Origin of the sequence: Poseidonocella sedimentorum (assembly GCF_900116005.1) — a bacterium.
In the GTDB taxonomy this organism is placed as follows: Bacteria; Pseudomonadota; Alphaproteobacteria; order Rhodobacterales; family Rhodobacteraceae; genus Poseidonocella; species Poseidonocella sedimentorum.
Genome location: NZ_FOYI01000001.1, coordinates 278,668 through 295,256 on the forward strand (window position 1 = coordinate 278,668; position 16,589 = coordinate 295,256).

Here is a 16,589-nt window from a genome sequence, read left to right on the forward strand (position 1 = left end):
AACCATGGCAGATGCGCTGCAAATCCTGATCCTCGGCCTCGCGCTTGGCGGTGTCTTCGCGCTCATGGGCTCAGGTCTCAGCCTCGTCTTCGGGGTGATGCGGATCGTCAATCTCGCGCACCCGGCGCTGATCATCGGCGGGGCCTATGTGGCCTACTGGGGCTTCAAGCTCTGGGGGATCGACCCGCTGGTGATGCTGCCCGTCGCGGCGCTGATCCTCGCGATCACCGGGATCGTGCTCTACAAGCTCGTCTTCGAGCGGGAGGCGCGCTCGGCGAAATATTCCGAGATGACGGTGCTCCTGACCTTCGCGACGGCGATGATCGTCGAGGGCGCGATCGGCACGGCCTTCACCAATACCCAGCGGGTCACCTCGCCGGATTATGCCACTGACGCGATCTTCATCGGCGATATCTTCATCCCCACGGGCCAGCTTTATGCCGGGATCGTCTCGCTTGCGATCATCGGCGCGCTGGCGCTTTTCCTGAAATATTCCCGCTTCGGCTATGCCATCCGCGCCACCACCCAGAACCGCGACGCGGCCGAGCTTCTGGGCGTCAATGTCAACCTCGTGGGCATGGTGAGCTTCGCCATCGGCATCGCGCTGGCGGGGGCCGCGGGGGCGCTGGTGAGCTTCGTCTTCAGCTTCTTCCCGGCCAAGCACTGGGAATGGATCGCGGTGCTGATGAGCCTTGTGGTGCTGGGCGGCATGGGCTCGATCCTCGGGACCGTCGTCGCGGCCTTCTTCCTGAGCGTGATCGCCGCCTTCGTGGGGGCGTGGATCGGATCGACATGGTCGACCATGACCTTCTTCCTCGCGCTCTTCATCGTCCTGCTGGTCCGCCCGCAGGGGTTCTTTGGCGAAAAACCGGAGCTGAGCTGATGAGTTTGACCACCCTCGACGGCACCTCGGATGTGCTCGATGCGCGCAAGACCTATAACGCGGCGCTGGCCAAACGCGCCGACCGGACGCGCGCCACATGGTTTCCGCTGCTGCTGCTGGCGCTGCTGCTGGCCTTCCCGGCGATGCAGTTCCTGGGCAACTACAACTACGCGATTCACCTCATCCTCTTCACCGCGTCCTACGTGGTGATGGCGTCGGGCTGGAATATCCTCGGCGGGTTCGCGGGCTACATCTCTTTGGGCCACAACGTCTTTTTCGCCATCGGCGGCTATTTCGCCGGGATGATCTTCGCCCGCCTTGGCATCTCGACCATCATCCTCGCGCCCTTTGCCGGGCTGCTCTGCGCCGTGGTCGGCTACGGCATCGGACAGATCACGCTCAAGGTCCGGGGGCCGTCCTTCATCATCTCCTCGCTCGCGCTGGTGATGATCGTGCGCATCCTCTTCGATCACTGGGAGTTCGTCGGCGGCTCGGGCGGCCTTGCGCTGCCCGCCAATGACCTGCCGGTCCGTTGGGCCAAGCTGCCCTATTACTATGCCTTCGTGGTGATGGCCGCCTTCGCCGTCTGGGCGAGCTACAAGATCAAGCATTCGAAATTCGGCCTTGGGCTGCGGGCGCTGTCGAAGGACGAGATCAAGGCCGAGAGCGCCGGCATCGACACCCGCCGCTACAAGACGCTGGCCTTCGCCATCTCGGCCTTCTTCGTCGGCATGGCGGGCGCGGTCTGGGGCGAGTACCTCACCTACATCCGCCCCAACATCTTCCTCATCATCCTCGTCAGCGTGAACATGGTGCTGATCTGCATCCTCGGCGGCAAGGGCACGGTCGCGGGCCCGGTTGTGGGGGCGATCCTGATCGTGACCTTCAACGAGTTCTTCGTCGCCACGCTGGGCGCCTCGGAGATCAACATCCTCGCCACCGGCCTCGTGATGGCTTCGGTCCTGATCTTCTTCCCGCTCGGGATCGTGGGGACGCTGGCGAAATCGGGGCGGCTGCCCCGCATTCTGAACTGGGATTGACGGCAATGGCGGAATTCACCCTCTTCAATGCGCCCCAGAGCACCTGTTCGCAGCGCGTGCGCTACGTGCTCCACGCCAAGGGCCTGCCCTTCGAGGAGATCCGGCTCGATCTCTTCGCGGGCGACCAGCTCAAGCCCGACTACCTCGCGCTCAATCCCAACGGTGTCGTGCCGACGCTGAAGGACGGCGAGACCGCGATCATCGACAGCGCGGTGATCATGGAATACCTCGACGAGGCCTATCCCGGCGCGGGGCTCACGCCGGAAAACCCGGTGGCGCGGGCGCGGATGCGCTCGATGATGCGCTTCATCGACGAGGTGCCGACGCCTGCGGTGCGCGTGCCATCCTACAACCTCGCCTTCCTGCCGCATTTCCAATCCATGACCGAGGCCGAGTTTCAGGCGCTTTGCGACTCCAAGCCGCTCCGGCGCGAATTCTTGATGAAGATGGGGCGCACCGGCTTTCCCAAGGCCGAGATGGACGAGGCAATGGGTCGGCTCCGGCGCGGGGTCGAGCGGATGGCGGGCTGGCTTGAGGCCTCTGGCGGGCCCTGGCTCATGGGCTCGCGGCTGACGCTGGCGGATATCGCGATCATGCCGGTGATCGTGCGGCTCGAAGACATCGGGCTGCACCGGCTCTGGGAGGATCACCCGAAGGTCGGCGACTGGCTCGATGCCATCGCCGCCACCCCGGCCTACGGCGCCACCTTCTACCACGGCGCGCTCCTCACCGAGAAATACCCCGGCCTCGCCGCGCGGATCAAAGCGGCGGAGGCGGGCTGATGCACGCCGCCCTGCATATGCTGGCGGCGGTGCTCGTCGGCGCGCTTCTGTCGCTCCAGCCGTCGATGAACGCGATGCTCGCGCGCGCGGTCGGCTCGGCCTACGGCGCCTCGGCGATTTCCATCGGGGTGGCCTTTGCCTCGATCCTGCTCGTTGTCGCGGTCATCGGCGCGGGCCGCGTCACCGTGGGCACGCTGACGGCCGTTCCGTGGTGGATCTACCTCGCCGGCGTGGTGGGGACGATCTTCGTCGCCAGCGGCGTGGTGATCGCGCCGGTGACCGGGGCGCTGGTGTTTTTCGTCTGCATCGTCACCGGCCAGATGCTGGGATCGCTGATCGCCGATCATGTCGGTGCCTTCGGGCTTGCTGTCCGTGAAATCAACTCAATGCGCGTTTTCGGCATCACGCTTGTGTGCCTCGGCGCGATCATCGTCACTCGCTGGTAGACCCAGCCGCAACAGGAAAGACGCGGTCCCATGAACAGAGCCCTCCGCCCCAATGTCCTCCAGCCGATCGACCTCGAACCCCAATGGCAATGGGAAGGACGCTTGCCCGCCTGGGGCCATACCTCGGTCGATTTCGAACGCCGCGTCGATCATGACCGGCTGCGCCGCTATCGCCTCAGCCGCACGCGCGAGGCGCTCCGGAAATCCGACGCGGGCTCGCTTTTGCTCTTTGATGTCAACAACATCCGCTATGTCTCGGGCACCAAGATCGGCGAGTGGGAGCGCGACAAGATGTGCCGCTTTTGCCTGCTGACCGGCGACGACAGCCCCTATGTGTGGGATTTCGGCTCGGCGGCGGTGCACCACCGCAAGTTCGCCGACTGGCTGGAGCCGGACCATTGCCGCGCCGGCGTGGTCGGCATGCGCGGCACGATCCCGCCCGAATTCGGGCTGATGAAGCTCTACGCCGAAGAGATCGCGGGGCTGATCGAGGACGCCGGGCTCAAGGGGATGCCGGTGGGCGTCGACTATGCCGAGACGGCCATGTTCCACGCGCTCAAAGAGGCCGGGCTCAACGTGGTGGACGGCCAGCAGATCATGCTCGGCGCGCGTGAGATCAAGAACTGGGACGAGATCCAGCTCCTGACGCAAGCCGCCTCCATGGTCGATGGCGTCTACCACATGATCTATGAGGAACTGAAACCCGGGATCCGCGAAAACGACATCGTGGCGATGTCCAACAAGATGCTCTACGAGATGGGCTCGGATGACGTCGAGGCGATCAACGCGATCTCCGGCGAGCGCTGCAATCCGCACCCGCACAACTTCACCGACCGCTATTTCCGCCCCGGCGATCAGGCCTTCTTCGACATCCTCCAGAGCTATCAGGGCTATCGCACCTGCTACTACCGGACCTTCAACATCGGCCGCTCGACGCCCGCGCAGGTCGATGCCTACGTCAAGGCGCGCGACTGGCTCGATGCGGCGATCGCGATGATCAAACCGGGGGTCACGACCGACAAGGTCGCCGAAGTCTGGCCCACCGCCCAGTCGCTCGGCTTCCCCGACGAGCTTTCGGCCTTCGGGCTCCAGTTCGGCCACGGGCTTGGCCTTGCGCTACACGAGCGGCCGATCATCAGCCGCGCGATCAGCCTTGAGAACCCGATGGAGATCCAGACCGGCATGGTGTTTGCGCTCGAGACCTATTGCCCCGCCGCAGACGGCTATTCCGCCGCTCGGATCGAGGAGGAGGTCGTCGTGACAGACACCGGCTGCGAGGTCATCAGCCTCTTCCCCGCCGAAGAGTTGCCCATCGCCAATCGGTACTGAGGACAAGGTAGCGACCCCATGAACGAGCTCGCCCCGACACCCGATCTGCCTGAAGGCGCGAATGCCCAGGACTACTTGCGGATGTACCGCCAGATGGTCCGGATCCGCGCCTTCGAGGACAGCGCCAACCAGCTCTACCTCGACGCCAGGATGCCGGGGCTCACGCATATGTACTCCGGCGAGGAGGCCGTTGCGGTGGGGATCTGCGAGGCGCTGGAGCGCACCGACAAGATCACCTCGACCCACCGCGGCCACGGCCATTGCGTCGCCAAGGGCGCCGAGTTCAAGCCGATGTTCTGCGAGCTTCTGGGCAAGGTGGAGGGCTACTGCCGCGGCAAGGGCGGCTCGATGCACATCGCCGATCAGTCCAACGGCAACCTCGGGGCCAATGCCATCGTCGGCGGCTCGATGGGCATCGCCACGGGCTCGGCGCTGCGCGCGAAATTGCAGGGCGCAGATGACGTGACGGTCTGTTTCTTCGGCGACGGCGCCACCGCGCAGGGACTGCTCTACGAGGTCATGAACATGGCCGCGCTCTGGTCGCTCCCGGTGATTTATGCCTGCGAAAACAACGGCTACTCCGAATACACCAAGACCGAGGAAATCGCCGCGGGCTCGATTCTAGCGCGGGCCGAGGCCTTCGGGATCGAGGCGCATCAGGTGGATGGGCAGGACGTTCTGGCGGTCAATACGCTCGCGCGCGATCTCGTGGCGCGGGCCCGCAAGGGCGAGGGGCCGTTCTTCATCGAGCTCATGACCTATCGCTACCATGGCCACCACGTGGGCGACATCAACCGCCTCTACTATCGCTCCAAGGAGGAAGAGGCGACGTGGAAGGAGACGCGCGATCCGATCACGCTCTTTGGCGCCTGGCTCACGCGGGAGGGGGTGGCCTCGGAGGAGGATCTTCAGGGCATCGAAAGCGCGGTGCGCGCCGAGGCGGCCGAGGCGGTGTCTTACGCGCTCGACGCGGCCTACCCGGATGTGAGCGAGGTCACCATGCACGTCTATGCGGGGGAAGGATGATGCGGGAAATTACACTGTCTCAGGCCGTCAACGAAGCCATCGCCGAGGAGATGCGGCGCGATGAGACGGTCTTTCTCATCGGCGAGGACGTGGCCGAGGCGGGAACGCCGTTCAAGGTGCTTTCGGGCCTTGTCGAGGAGTTCGGCACGGACCGGGTGATCGACACGCCGATTGCCGAGCCGGGGTTCATGGGAATGGCCGTGGGCGCCGCGATGACCGGCGCGCGCCCCATCGTCGATCTGATGTTCGGCGATTTCCTCTATCTGGTCATGGACCAGCTTTGCAATCAGGCCGCCAAGACCCATTACATGTCCGGCGGCAAGCTCAAGGTGCCGCTGGTGCTGCGCACCAACCTCGGCGCGACCCGGCGCTCGGCGGCCCAGCATTCGCAATCCCTGCAGGCGCTTGTGGCGCATATCCCGGGGCTCAAGGTGGCGATGCCGTCTTCGGCCTACGAGGCCAAGGGACTGATGAAAGCGGCGATCCGGGATGACAACCCGGTGGTGATTTTCGAAGACAAGCTGATGTATCAGGACAAGGCGCCGGTGCCGGAGGAGGAGTATCTCATCCCGCTGGGGCAGGCCAAGATCCTGCGCGAGGGGCGCGATGTGACGCTTATCGGGACGTCCTCGATGCGGCAGGTCTGCGAGGGCGCGGCGGAGCGGCTGGCGGGCGAGGGGATCGAGGCCGAGGTCATCGACCCGCGCAGCATCGTGCCGCTGGACGAGGGGGCGCTGCTGGCCTCGGCGCTCAAGACCTCCCGCGTGATCGTGGTGGACGAGGGACACCAGAGCTTCGGCGTGACCGCCGAGATCGCCGCCCGGATCAACGAAAAGGCGTTTTACCACCTCGACGCGCCGGTGCTGCGCTTTGGCGCGATGGATGTGCCCGTGCCCTTCTCGCCGGTGCTCGAAGACCTGACCGTGCCGACCGTTGACGCGGTGGCCGATGCGGCGCGCAAACTTGTGGCTGGGGAGCTTATCCATGCCGCATGAGGTTCGGATGCCCCAACTCGGGATGACGCAGGACAGCGGCGTGATCGTGTCCTGGGCCAAGGCGGCGGGCGAGGCGGTCGCCAAGGGCGATGTGCTCTTCGAGGTCGAGACCGACAAGGCGACGATGGAGGTCGAGGCGGCGGCGGACGGGTTCTTGTCCGGGCTGACGGCCAAGGCGGGGGAGGACGTGCCGGTGGGCGAGGTCATCGCGCAGATCGTGGAGAGCGAAGGCGAGGTCGTGACCGAAGATGCGCCGCCGCAGGAGGCGACCGCGCCGGAACCCGCAGCAGCGCCGGAGCCTGAAGCAGAGCCCGAGCCCCAGCCGAAAGCGGCTCCCAAACCGCCGGCCATGTCATCCGCCCGGGTGCTGGCGTCGCCCAAGGCCAGACGGCTCGCGTCGGAGCGCGGGATCGATCTTGCGGGGCTGCGGGCGAATGGCGTGGTGGAGCCGATCCATGTGGCAGACCTGTCCCGCGCGCAAGGCGGCGGGGCGTCGATCCTGACGGCAGAGGCTGAGGGCACGGCGTTCGACGCCTTGCTCGCGCGGGAGGACGGCGTGGGCGCGCGGCCCCGGTTGCTCGCGGCCTTCGCCGCCGGGGCCTGGGGCGCGGTCCTGCCGGACCAGCCGGTTGCGCTTGCCCTGCGCGGGCTCGACGGCGCGCTGGAGGAGATCGGCGACGCGGCCGAGGGCGCGGCGCGCCTCACCCTCACCGATCTGTGCGACACGCGGCTCACCGGCTTCACGCCGGCGGGCGCGGGGCTTGCGCTCAGCGTTGCGCGGGGGCCAGGCGGCTACCGGCTTGGCCTGGCCTTCCGCGAGGCTGCCCTGCCGCTGCCCGCCGGCGCCGCCCTGCTCGATGAGATCGCCGCCCGGATCGAGGACCCGATCCGGCAATTGCTCTGACCCAAAGGAAAGACCCCGGATGCACACCGACCTCTATATCAACGGCACTTGGCGCGCGGCCTCGGACGGCGCGCGGTTCGATGTGCTCAACCCCGCCGATGAAACCGCGCTCGCCAGCGTGGCCTCCGCCACGGTCCAGGATGCGATGGACGCGCTCGATGCCGCCGAGGGGGCTTTTGCCAAATGGCGCGCGACCACGCCGCGCGCGCGGTCGGAAATCCTGCGCCGGGCCTTCGAGCTCTTTCACGAGCGGATCGAGGAGATCGCCCGGCTGATCACGCTGGAGAACGGCAAGGCGCGGGCCGACGCGATGGGCGAGGCGGGCTACGCCGCCGAGTTTTTCCGCTGGTACGCGGAGGAGGCGGTCCGCGCCGAGGGGCATCTGGGCCCTGCGCCGGCAAGCGGCGCGCGGATGTTGGTGCACCAGAAACCGGCAGGGATCGCGGTGCTCGTGACACCGTGGAACTACCCGGCCGCGATGGGCACGCGCAAGATCGCCCCGGCGCTGGCGGCGGGCTGCCCGGTGGTGATCAAACCGGCCTCAGAGACGCCGCTGACCATGCTCGCGCTCATGCCGATTCTGGAAGAGGCGGGCGTGCCGCCCGGGCTCGTCAACGTGTTGCCCTCGCGCGCGTCGGGCGCGGTGGTGGGCGCGATGCTCGCCGATCCGCGGGTGCGGGTGGTGAGCTTTACCGGCTCGACGGAGGTGGGGCGCAAGCTGCTGCATGCGGCCGCCGACGGGGTGGTCAAACCGGCGATGGAGCTGGGCGGGAACGCGCCCTTCATCGTCTGCCGTGACGCCGATATCGACGCCGCCGCCGATGGGCTCATGATCGCCAAGATGCGCAACCTCGGCGAGGCCTGCACGGCAGCCAACCGGATTTACGTCCACGAGGAGATCGCCGAGCCTTTCACCCTGCGCTTCACCGAGAAGATGGCGGCGCTCAAGCTTGGCAACGGGCTGGAGGCGGGCGTCGACGTGGGCCCGCTGGTCAATGCCGAGACGCGCGACAAGGTCGATTACTTCGTGCGCGATGCGCTGGCGAAGGGGGCCGATCTGCGGCTCGGGGGGGACCGGCCCGAGGGGCCGGGGTTCTTCTATCCGCCGACCGTGCTTGCCGCGGTGCCGGACGATGCGGACTGCCTTGCCGATGAGATCTTCGGCCCCGTCGCCGCGATCCAGACGTTTTCGGACGAAGACGAGGTCATCGACCGGGCCAACCAGACGGAATACGGGCTCGTGGCCTATCTCTATACCGAGGACCTGCGGCGCGGGCTGGCGCTCTCGGAGCGGCTGGAGTTCGGGATGATCGGGCTCAACCGCGGGCTCGTCTCGGACCCGGCGGCGCCCTTTGGCGGGGTCAAGCAATCGGGGCTCGGGCGCGAGGGCGGCAAGGAGGGGATGCTGGAGTTTCAGGAAACCCAGTATATCGCGACCGAATGGTGACGCGATGAAACCCATCGCGAGCCCTTCGGTGCGCAAGCTCGCGGCGGAACGGGGCGTCGATCTCGACGCGCTGGCGCGGCGGCTGGGGCGGGAGAGCATCGCCCGGGAGGATGTCCTGGCGGGCGCAGGCCAAAACGCAGGCCAAAACGCTGGGCAGGGCGATGCTCCGGCGGAGCGGCAGAGCCCGAGGGACGAGGGCGCGGCATGGTGGGCCGAGGAGCACGCGGGCTTTGGCCCGGTGCGGGAGGAGCCCTTGGACCGGATGGCGCAGGTGGGGGCCGCGCGGCTTGGCGCAGCGCAGCGGCTCATCCCGTCGGTTACCCATCACGAGAGCGCGGATGTCACGCGGCTGGAGGCGGCGCGGACCGATGCCAAGGCCCGCGGGGGGAAGGTCACGGCGCTGGCCGTGCACGTGGCGGTTCTGGTGCGCTGCCTTCGGGAGTTTCCGCGCTTCAATGCCTCGCTCAGCCCCGATGGGGCGCGTCTCATCCTCAAGGAGTTCGTCCACGTAGGCATTGCGGTGGACACGGGGCGCGGGCTCGTTGTCCCGGTGATCCGGGACGCGGATCGCAAACCGGTCAGGGCCCTCTCGGCAGAGATCGCCGATCTGGCGGCGCGCGCGCGCGGGCGGCGGATCCGGCCCGCCGAGATGGGCGGCGCTTCGATGACGATTTCCAACCTCGGCGGCATCGGCGGCGAGAGCTTTACCCCGATCGTCAACCCGCCCGAGCTTGCGATTCTCGGGATCAGCCGGGCGGAGGTCCGGCCCCACTGGGACGGCGCGGCGTTTGTGCCGCGCAAGATGGTGCCGCTTGACCTCAGCTATGATCACCGGGTGATCAACGGGGCGGATGCGGCGCGGTTCCTCGCGCGCTATGCGGCGCTCCTGCGAGACCCGGACCGGCTGCTTTTGTAGCGCTCAAAGCGCTTTGCCTCCCGCACAGGAGAGCCCGGGCAGGGAAATTTTCGAAACATAACAACAAGGTTTGTGTGAATCGGAAATTACGCTAAGCTGATAAACAGTTCGGCGCTTTGCCTTAAAAAAAGCGCCGCGATAGACTCTGGGAGGGGTATATGACCAATAAAACGATCAATCGGCGTTCGTTCCTGAAGAAGACGGCGCTCGCTGGGGGGACGGCCGCAGGCGGCGCGCTGGCAGCGCCGGCGGTGTTGGCGCAGGCGCCGATCGTCATCAAGCTGCAGACATCCTGGGGCGCGTCCAACATCTGGGACGAGTTCGCCAAGGATTACGCCAACCGGGTGGACGAGATGTCCGGCGGCCGGCTCAAGGTGGACGTGCTGCCCGCGGGCGCGGTCGTGGCGGCGTTCCAGGTGCTGGACGCGGTCAACGACGGCGTGATCGACGCGGCGCATTCCGTGCCGGTCTACTGGTACGGCAAGAACAAGGCGGCGTCGCTCTTCGGCACCGGCCCGGTCTTCGGCGGCTCGGCCACGACCATGCTGAGCTGGTTCTACGAAGGCGGCGGCGCGGAGCTTTACCGCGAGCTGACGCAGGACATCATGGGCCTCGACGTCATCGGCTACCTCGGCTTCCCGATGTTCGCCCAGCCCTTCGGCTGGTTCAAGGGTGAGGTGAACACCGCCGCCGATCTGGCCGGCTTCAAGTATCGCACCGTGGGCCTCGCGGCGGATCTTCTGGCCAAGATGGGCATGTCCGTGGCGCAGCTTCCGGGCGGCGAGATCGTCCCCGCGATGGAGCGCGGCGTGATCGACGCGTTCGAGTTCAACAACCCCTCGTCGGACAAGGACTTCGGCGCGCATGACGTTGCCAAGAACTACTATCTCTCGTCCTACCATCAGGCGTCGGAGAGCTTCGAGTTCCTCTTCTCCAAGAGCTTCGTCGAAGACCTCGATCCCGATCTTCAGGCGATCCTGAAATACGGCGTGGAAGCGGCCTCCACGGCCAACACCGCCAAGGCGATGAACCGCTATTCGGCGGATCTTCAGTGGCTTCAGGAAGAGGCGGGCGTGACCGTGCACCGGACATCGAAGGATATCCTCGACGCCCAGATCAACGCATGGGACGAGCTCATCCCCGAGCTTGAGGCCGATCCGTTCATGAAGAAGACCCTCGACAGCCAGCGCGAGTGGGTCGAACGCGTGGCCTTCTATGAGCTGATGAACGCGCCCGACTATGCGCTCGCCTACGAGCATTACTTCCCGGGCAAGCTCAAGCTCTGAGCGGCACAAGTCAATAACGCCCACCCGCCCCGGCGCCCCGTGCGCCGGGGTTATCCTTGCATGGAGGAAACATGATCGGGTTCATCCGGTTCGCCGACGCCCTGTCGGCATGGTTCGGCAAAGCCTTTGCCTGGCTCATCATCCTGATGGCCGTGGGCACAGGCTACGAGGTCGTCGTCCGCTACATCTTCAACAGCCCGACGGCCTGGGCGCTCGATGTCTCGTTCATCATGTACGGCACGCTCTTCATGATGGGTGGCGCCTACACGCTCTCGCGCGGGGGGCACGTCCGGGGCGATTTCCTCTACCGGCTCTGGCAGCCGAGGACCCAAGGCAAGGTGGACCTTGTGCTCTACATCCTCTTCTTCTTCCCCGGCGTGCTGGCGCTTGTGCTGGCGGGCTGGAAATACGCCTCGCGCTCCTGGGGGTATGGCGAGGTGTCGGTCAACAGCCCGGCGGGCGTGCCGATCTACCAGTTCAAGACGGTGATCGTCGCCGCGGGCCTGCTGCTCTTCATCCAGGGCCTCGCGCAGGTCTGCCGATGCCTCATCGCGATCCGTACCAATGAATGGATCGAGGCGGACGAGGACGTGATGGAGACCGAAGACCTGCTCATGAAAAAACAGGCCGACGCGCCGCAAAAGGACCAGACGGCATGACGGACCCTCAAGTCGCCCTGATGATGCTGGGGCTTTTCATCCTCTTTGTTTTCCTCGGCTTTCCCATCGCCTTCACGCTCATGGCCATGGGTATCGGCTTTGGTTACTACGCCTATTTCGACGCGCGGCGCATGTGGCGCGGCTACAACCGGCTCGAGGAGGACGCCGGCACATGGGACCAGTGGTCCTTATGGTTCGAGGGGTTCTACAATAACCGCGTCTTCGATTTGTTCGTGAACCAGACCTTCACGGTCATGTCCAACGAGGTGCTGACCGCGGTGCCGCTCTTCCTCTTCATGGGCTACATCGTGGAGCGCGCGAACATCGTGGATCGGCTCTTCTCGACGCTCAACGTCGCCGCCAAGAACGTGCCCGGCTCGATGGGGGTCGCGGCGCTCATCACCTGCGCGCTGTTTGCGACCGCCACCGGCATCGTCGGCGCGGTGGTGACGCTGATGGGGCTGCTCGCGCTGCCGGCCATGCTCAAGGCGCGCTACAACCCGTCCTTTGCCTCGGGCATCATCTGCGCGGGCGGAACGCTCGGCATCCTGATCCCGCCGTCGATCATGCTTATCGTCTATGCCGCGGCGACCAACGTCTCCATCGTGCGGCTTTACGCGGGCGCGCTTTTGCCGGGGTTCACGCTGGTGGGGCTCTACCTCATCTACGTGGTCGGTCGGTCGATCCTGCAACCCTCGGCCGCGCCGCGCCCCACGGCGGAGGAGGTGCCGGACGTGCCGATGAGCCGGCTCGTGGTCATGATCATGACCTCCTTCATCCCGCTGGCCTTCCTCATCCTCGCGGTGCTGGGCTCGATCCTCTTCGGGCTCGCAACGCCAACCGAGGCCGCCTCCATCGGCGCGCTCGGGGGCATCTTCCTCGCCTTCATCTACCGCGCGATGACATGGCAGCGGCTGCGCGAGAGCGTCTATCTCACGGCGCGCACCACCGCGATGGTCTGCTGGCTCTTCGTCGGCTCCTACACCTTCTCGGCGGTCTTCTCCTACCTCGGCGGCGAGCATGTGATCTCCGAGTTCGTCCAGTCGATGAATCTTACGCCCGTGCAGTTCCTGATCCTTGCCCAGCTTATCATCTTCCTGTTGGGCTGGCCGCTGGAATGGTCAGAGATCATCATCATCTTCGTGCCGATCTTCCTGCCGCTGTTGCAGTTCTTCGAGGTCGATCCGCTGTTCTTCGGCATCCTCGTCGCGCTGAACCTGCAGACGAGTTTCCTGACGCCACCGATGGCGATGTCGGCCTACTACCTAAAGGGAATCGCGCCACCCGAGGTGCGGCTGACGCAGATTTTCGCGGGGGTGATGCCCTTCCTCTTCTGCGTCATCCTGTCGATGATCCTGATGTATATCTTCCCGCAGATCGTCTTCTATCTTCCGGAGCTGTTCTATGGCTAAAGACATGAGCAACCTGCTGCAGCTCACCGCGCTGGAGCTGCGCGACCGGATGGCCTCCGGCGCGCTCTCCGCCGCCGAGCTGGCCGAAGCGGTCATCGCGCGGGTCGAGGCGCGCGAGGCGGAGGTGGGCGCCTGGGCCTGGTTCGACGCGGCGTACCTGCGCGAGCAAGCCAAGCGGCTCGATGCCCACCGGATTTCCGGGCGGCCCATCGGCCCGCTGCACGGGCTGCCGGTCGGCCTCAAGGACATCATCGACACCGCGCGCATCCCGACCGAGAACGGCGCGGCGCAGGACAGGGGCCGCGTGCCCGAGCGGGACGCCGAGATCGTGCGGCGGCTGCGCGCGGCGGGGGCGATCATCGCGGGCAAGACGGTGACCACCGAGCTGGCCTTCATGCACCCGGGCAAGACGCGCAATCCGCACGCCCCGACCCACACGCCCGGCGGCTCGTCGCAAGGTTCGGCGGCGGCTGTGGCGGACGGCATGGTCCCGCTCGCGGTGGGCACGCAGACCGGCGGCTCGGTGATCCGGCCGGCGAGCTTTTGCGGCGTGACCGGGTTCAAGCCAAGCTTCGGGGTCGTGCCGCGCAGCGGCGTGCTGACCCAGTCGCCCTCGCTCGACACGATCGGGGTCTTTGCCGCCGATCCGTTGAGCGCCGCGATGCTGACCGACGTGCTCGCGGGGGGCGATCCGGCCGATCCGGGCAGCGTCGACGCCCCCGCGCCGCGCCTCGCGGCCACCGCGTCGGAGGCTCCGCCGCTCAAGCCGGTCTTTGCCATGCTGCGCATGCCGGGCTGGGAACGCGTGTCGGAGGACATGTCCGCCGCCCTTGGCGAGCTTTCCGAGGCGCTCGGTGATCAGGCTTTCTCGGCAGAACTGCCCGCGCCCTTCGAGGCCGCGGCGGAGGTGCGCGAGCAGATCAACTTCGCCGAGATGGCCCACCACTACGCGGGTTATGACCCGGCGCACCTCTCGGACGAGACCCGCGCGGCGCTGGAGACGGGGCAGGCGGTCATGGCCTCGCGCTACCTCGCGGCGCTGGACTGGAAGAGCCGGATCACCGGCGCGCTCGACGAGATCTTCCTCCGCTGCGACGCCATTATCTGCCCGTCCTCCCCCGGCGCGGCACCGGAGGGCCTCGGCCAAACGGGCGATCCGGTCTTCAACGGGCTCTGGACCATGGCGGGCACGCCGGCGGTCTCCCTGCCGGTGCTGACCTCATCCGGCGGGCTGCCGATGGGGTTGCAACTTGTGGGCCGGCGCGGCAACGACGGGCGCCTCTTGCGCACGGCGCGCTGGCTTTATGACTGGATCGGCGGCGAAGGAGACTCCGCATGAACAAGGCTTTGGCGATTTTCGCATTCCTAATTTTCTTCGCCTTCCTCGCGATCCTCTGCCTTGAGGTGCCGAGCCCCGATCTGGTGCTCGTGGTGCTGCTCACGGTCGGGCTCGCGGCGAAGGACTTCTTCTTTTCCGGCGGCCGCTAGCGCGCGCGGTGAGCTGGGAGGGGGCGCTGCCCCCGTCCGCCGGGGGCGGACTCCCCCGGAGTATTGATCAAGAGAAGAAGCAGGGGCTTGCGTTTGTTCGCGGTATGTTCGTAGTTTGGCGGGTATGGAGCCGATCACTCAGATATTGCAGCCGGGGCAGTTGCTGGCGCGCGGGGCGGCGCGGCATTTGCTGAGCCATGGGTTTGTCAGCGTCGAAGAGCTGGTGCCCGAGCGGGGGCTGCGGGTGGATCTCATGGCGCTTGGTCCGAAGGGCGAGATCTGGATCGTTGAGTGCAAATCGAGCCGGGCGGATTTCATGAGCGACGGGAAGTGGGAGGGGTATCTGCCCTGGTGTGATCGGTATTTCTGGGCCGTGGATGCGGCGTTTCCGACCGATCTGTTGCCGGAGGGCACGGGGCTGATGATTGCCGATGCTTATGATGCCGAGATTCTGCGCTTTGGCGAAGAGACGCAGCTGGCGCCCGCCCGGCGCAAGAAGCTCACGCAGAAGATCGCAACCCATGCCGCGCGGCGGTTGCAGATCCTGCGCGATCCGGATGCGGGGCGGTTCGGATAAATTTCAGCGTTTGCGGGATTTGACCGCTTCGGCGCCTTTTGCGGCGGCGAGGATTTCCTCGGCGATTTCGCGCGCCTCATCGGGGTCGAAGTCCATCGGGATTTCGGTGCCGGGGGCTTCGACGAAGATCCGCACCATGCCTTGATCGGTGGGGCCGATCTGGAGGTTGGCTTCGATATCGCGTTCGGTGTTTATGCTCATGGCCGGGATCCTTCTTGGCAGGTCCGCGTGCTAGCGCCTCTGCTCAGCTCTGGCAAGGGGCGGCTGGCCCGGCGCGCCCGGCTTGCGCGAAAAAAAGGGGCGCTTCGAGAGCGCCCCTGAGTGGTGTCACCGGCAGGGAGGAGGTGTTCGCGGGACAAGCCGGGGCTGCGCGAGGCGCTGGCCGGGGCTTTGGCGAACGGGACCGGTAACGAAACGGTTGGATGCGGATCAGGTCGTCATGAGGATCTTTCCGTGGTGGCTGGCGGCTTCCATCATCGCGTGGGCCTCGCGCGCCTCGTCGAGGGGCAGGACTGCGTGGGTCACCGGTTTGAGCGTGCCGTCGGCGAAGAGCGGCCAGACCTTGGCGCGGAGCTCCGCGGCGACGGCGGATTTGAAGGCGGCGGGGCGCGAGCGCAGGGTCGAGCCGGTGTAGCTGATGCGTTTGAGCATGATCGGCATAAGGTCGATCTCGACCCTCGATCCGGCGTTGAACGCCAGTTGGATGATGCGGGCGTCGTGGCGGGCGGCCTTGATGTTGCGCGCCACGTAGTCGCCGCCGATGATGTCGAGGATGATGTCCATCCCGCCCGCCTCGCGGCAAATGCCGACGAAATCCTCTTCGAGGAAGTTGATCGCGCGGGTGGCGCCGAGGCTGGTGACGAAGGCAGCGGCCTCTGCGTCGGCGACGGTGGTTGTGATGTCGAGCCCGAGGGCCGCGCCGAGTTGGACAGCCGTTGTGCCGATGCCGCCGGAGCCGCCGTGGACAAGGAACTGCGCCCCCTCGGGGATGGTGTGGCCGTGGAAGACGTTGCTCCAGACGGTGAAATAGGTCTCGCAGAGGCCCGCGGCGTCAACGGCGCTGACGCCCTCGGGGATCGGCAGCACGTGGCCGGCGTCGACCGCGACGAAGTCCGCGTAGCCGCCGCCGTTGGTCAGGGCGCAGACCGCATCGCCAATGGCCCAGTCCGACACGCCCTCGCCGAGCGCGGCGATCTCTCCGGAGACCTCAAGGCCGAGCAGGTCCGAGGCGCCTTTGGGCGGGGGGTAGTGGCCGCGGCGCTGGACGAGGTCGGGGCCGTTGACGCCGGTCGCGGTGACCGCGATCACGACCTCTCCCGGGCCCGGCTCGGGGCGCGGCCGCGTGCCGGTCTCCAGCACATCCGGCCCACCCGGTTCCCGCATTTCCACCACGCGCATC

Annotated in this window: 18 protein-coding genes; 16 read left to right on the plus strand and 2 right to left on the minus strand. The window is 66.6% G+C overall.

Annotation, left to right across the window (positions count from 1 at the left end; genetic code table 11):
• The first annotated feature begins 4 nt into the window (after positions 1-4).
• The 16 genes from BM353_RS01330 (at position 5) to BM353_RS01400 (ending at position 15,190) form a co-directional block, all read left to right on the plus strand.
• Positions 5-883, plus strand: a complete 879-nt coding sequence (locus tag BM353_RS01330) for a branched-chain amino acid ABC transporter permease (RefSeq protein ID WP_092075834.1) — start codon at positions 5-7, stop codon at positions 881-883.
• Complete coding sequence (locus BM353_RS01335) at positions 883-1,923, plus strand: branched-chain amino acid ABC transporter permease (RefSeq protein WP_092075836.1); 1,041 nt, start codon at positions 883-885, stop codon at positions 1,921-1,923. The genes BM353_RS01330 and BM353_RS01335 overlap by 1 nt, the downstream gene beginning before the upstream one ends.
• A 5-nt stretch (positions 1,924-1,928) precedes the next feature.
• The gene (locus BM353_RS01340; RefSeq protein WP_092075838.1) at positions 1,929-2,705 is read left to right on the plus strand and encodes a glutathione S-transferase family protein; all 777 of its coding nucleotides are present in this window, start codon (positions 1,929-1,931) and stop codon (positions 2,703-2,705) included.
• On the plus strand, positions 2,705-3,151 hold the full coding sequence (locus tag BM353_RS01345) for a DMT family transporter (protein ID WP_092075840.1): 447 nt from the start codon (positions 2,705-2,707) through the stop codon (positions 3,149-3,151). Before BM353_RS01340 ends, BM353_RS01345 begins: the two co-directional genes overlap by 1 nt.
• Positions 3,152-3,181: 30 nt before the next feature.
• Positions 3,182-4,480, plus strand: coding sequence for a M24 family metallopeptidase (locus tag BM353_RS01350; RefSeq protein WP_092075842.1), 1,299 nt, complete (start codon positions 3,182-3,184; stop codon positions 4,478-4,480).
• Between the two features lie 18 nt (positions 4,481-4,498).
• Positions 4,499-5,506, plus strand: coding sequence for a thiamine pyrophosphate-dependent dehydrogenase E1 component subunit alpha (locus BM353_RS01355; protein WP_092075845.1), 1,008 nt, complete (start codon positions 4,499-4,501; stop codon positions 5,504-5,506).
• Positions 5,506-6,501 (plus strand): alpha-ketoacid dehydrogenase subunit beta, encoded by a 996-nt coding sequence (locus tag BM353_RS01360; protein ID WP_092076454.1) that lies wholly within the window; start codon positions 5,506-5,508, stop codon positions 6,499-6,501. The genes BM353_RS01355 and BM353_RS01360 overlap by 1 nt, the downstream gene beginning before the upstream one ends.
• Entirely contained in the window at positions 6,491-7,405 is a 915-nt protein-coding gene (locus BM353_RS01365; RefSeq protein WP_177220421.1) for a biotin/lipoyl-containing protein, read from the plus strand. Before BM353_RS01360 ends, BM353_RS01365 begins: the two co-directional genes overlap by 11 nt.
• A 19-nt stretch (positions 7,406-7,424) precedes the next feature.
• Positions 7,425-8,852: an NAD-dependent succinate-semialdehyde dehydrogenase gene (locus BM353_RS01370; protein ID WP_092075848.1), complete on the plus strand. Its 1,428-nt coding sequence runs from the start codon at positions 7,425-7,427 to the stop codon at positions 8,850-8,852.
• Positions 8,853-8,856: 4 nt separating this feature from the next.
• The gene (locus BM353_RS01375; protein ID WP_092075850.1) at positions 8,857-9,768 is read left to right on the plus strand and encodes a 2-oxo acid dehydrogenase subunit E2; all 912 of its coding nucleotides are present in this window, start codon (positions 8,857-8,859) and stop codon (positions 9,766-9,768) included.
• A gap of 158 nt (positions 9,769-9,926) precedes the next feature.
• Positions 9,927-11,054 carry a TRAP transporter substrate-binding protein gene (locus tag BM353_RS01380; protein ID WP_092075852.1) on the plus strand — a complete coding sequence of 376 codons (1,128 nt, stop codon included), beginning with the start codon at positions 9,927-9,929 and terminating at the stop codon, positions 11,052-11,054.
• A gap of 71 nt (positions 11,055-11,125) precedes the next feature.
• Entirely contained in the window at positions 11,126-11,713 is a 588-nt protein-coding gene (locus BM353_RS01385; RefSeq protein ID WP_092075854.1) for a TRAP transporter small permease subunit, read from the plus strand.
• Positions 11,710-13,125, plus strand: coding sequence for a TRAP transporter large permease (locus BM353_RS01390; RefSeq protein WP_092075856.1), 1,416 nt, complete (start codon positions 11,710-11,712; stop codon positions 13,123-13,125). The genes BM353_RS01385 and BM353_RS01390 overlap by 4 nt, the downstream gene beginning before the upstream one ends.
• Before the next feature lie 4 nt (positions 13,126-13,129).
• Positions 13,130-14,464, plus strand: coding sequence for an amidase (locus BM353_RS01395; RefSeq protein WP_092075858.1), 1,335 nt, complete (start codon positions 13,130-13,132; stop codon positions 14,462-14,464).
• Positions 14,461-14,613, plus strand: coding sequence for a hypothetical protein (locus BM353_RS16825; protein ID WP_177220422.1), 153 nt, complete (start codon positions 14,461-14,463; stop codon positions 14,611-14,613). Before BM353_RS01395 ends, BM353_RS16825 begins: the two co-directional genes overlap by 4 nt.
• 124 nt (positions 14,614-14,737) lie before the next feature.
• A complete protein-coding gene (locus BM353_RS01400; protein ID WP_092075860.1) occupies positions 14,738-15,190 on the plus strand; it encodes an MmcB family DNA repair protein in 453 nt (150 codons plus the stop codon).
• A 3-nt stretch (positions 15,191-15,193) separates the two neighbouring features.
• Here the strand turns inward: BM353_RS01400 and BM353_RS01405 are convergent, their stop codons facing one another.
• Together BM353_RS01405 and BM353_RS01410 are read right to left on the minus strand one after the other, a co-directional pair.
• Positions 15,194-15,391, minus strand: coding sequence for a DUF6324 family protein (locus tag BM353_RS01405; protein ID WP_092075862.1), 198 nt, complete (start codon positions 15,389-15,391; stop codon positions 15,194-15,196).
• Between the two features lie 228 nt (positions 15,392-15,619).
• On the minus strand, positions 15,620-16,588 hold the full coding sequence (locus tag BM353_RS01410; protein WP_092076456.1) for an NAD(P)H-quinone oxidoreductase: 969 nt from the start codon (positions 16,586-16,588) through the stop codon (positions 15,620-15,622).
• Position 16,589 lies beyond the last annotated feature (1 nt).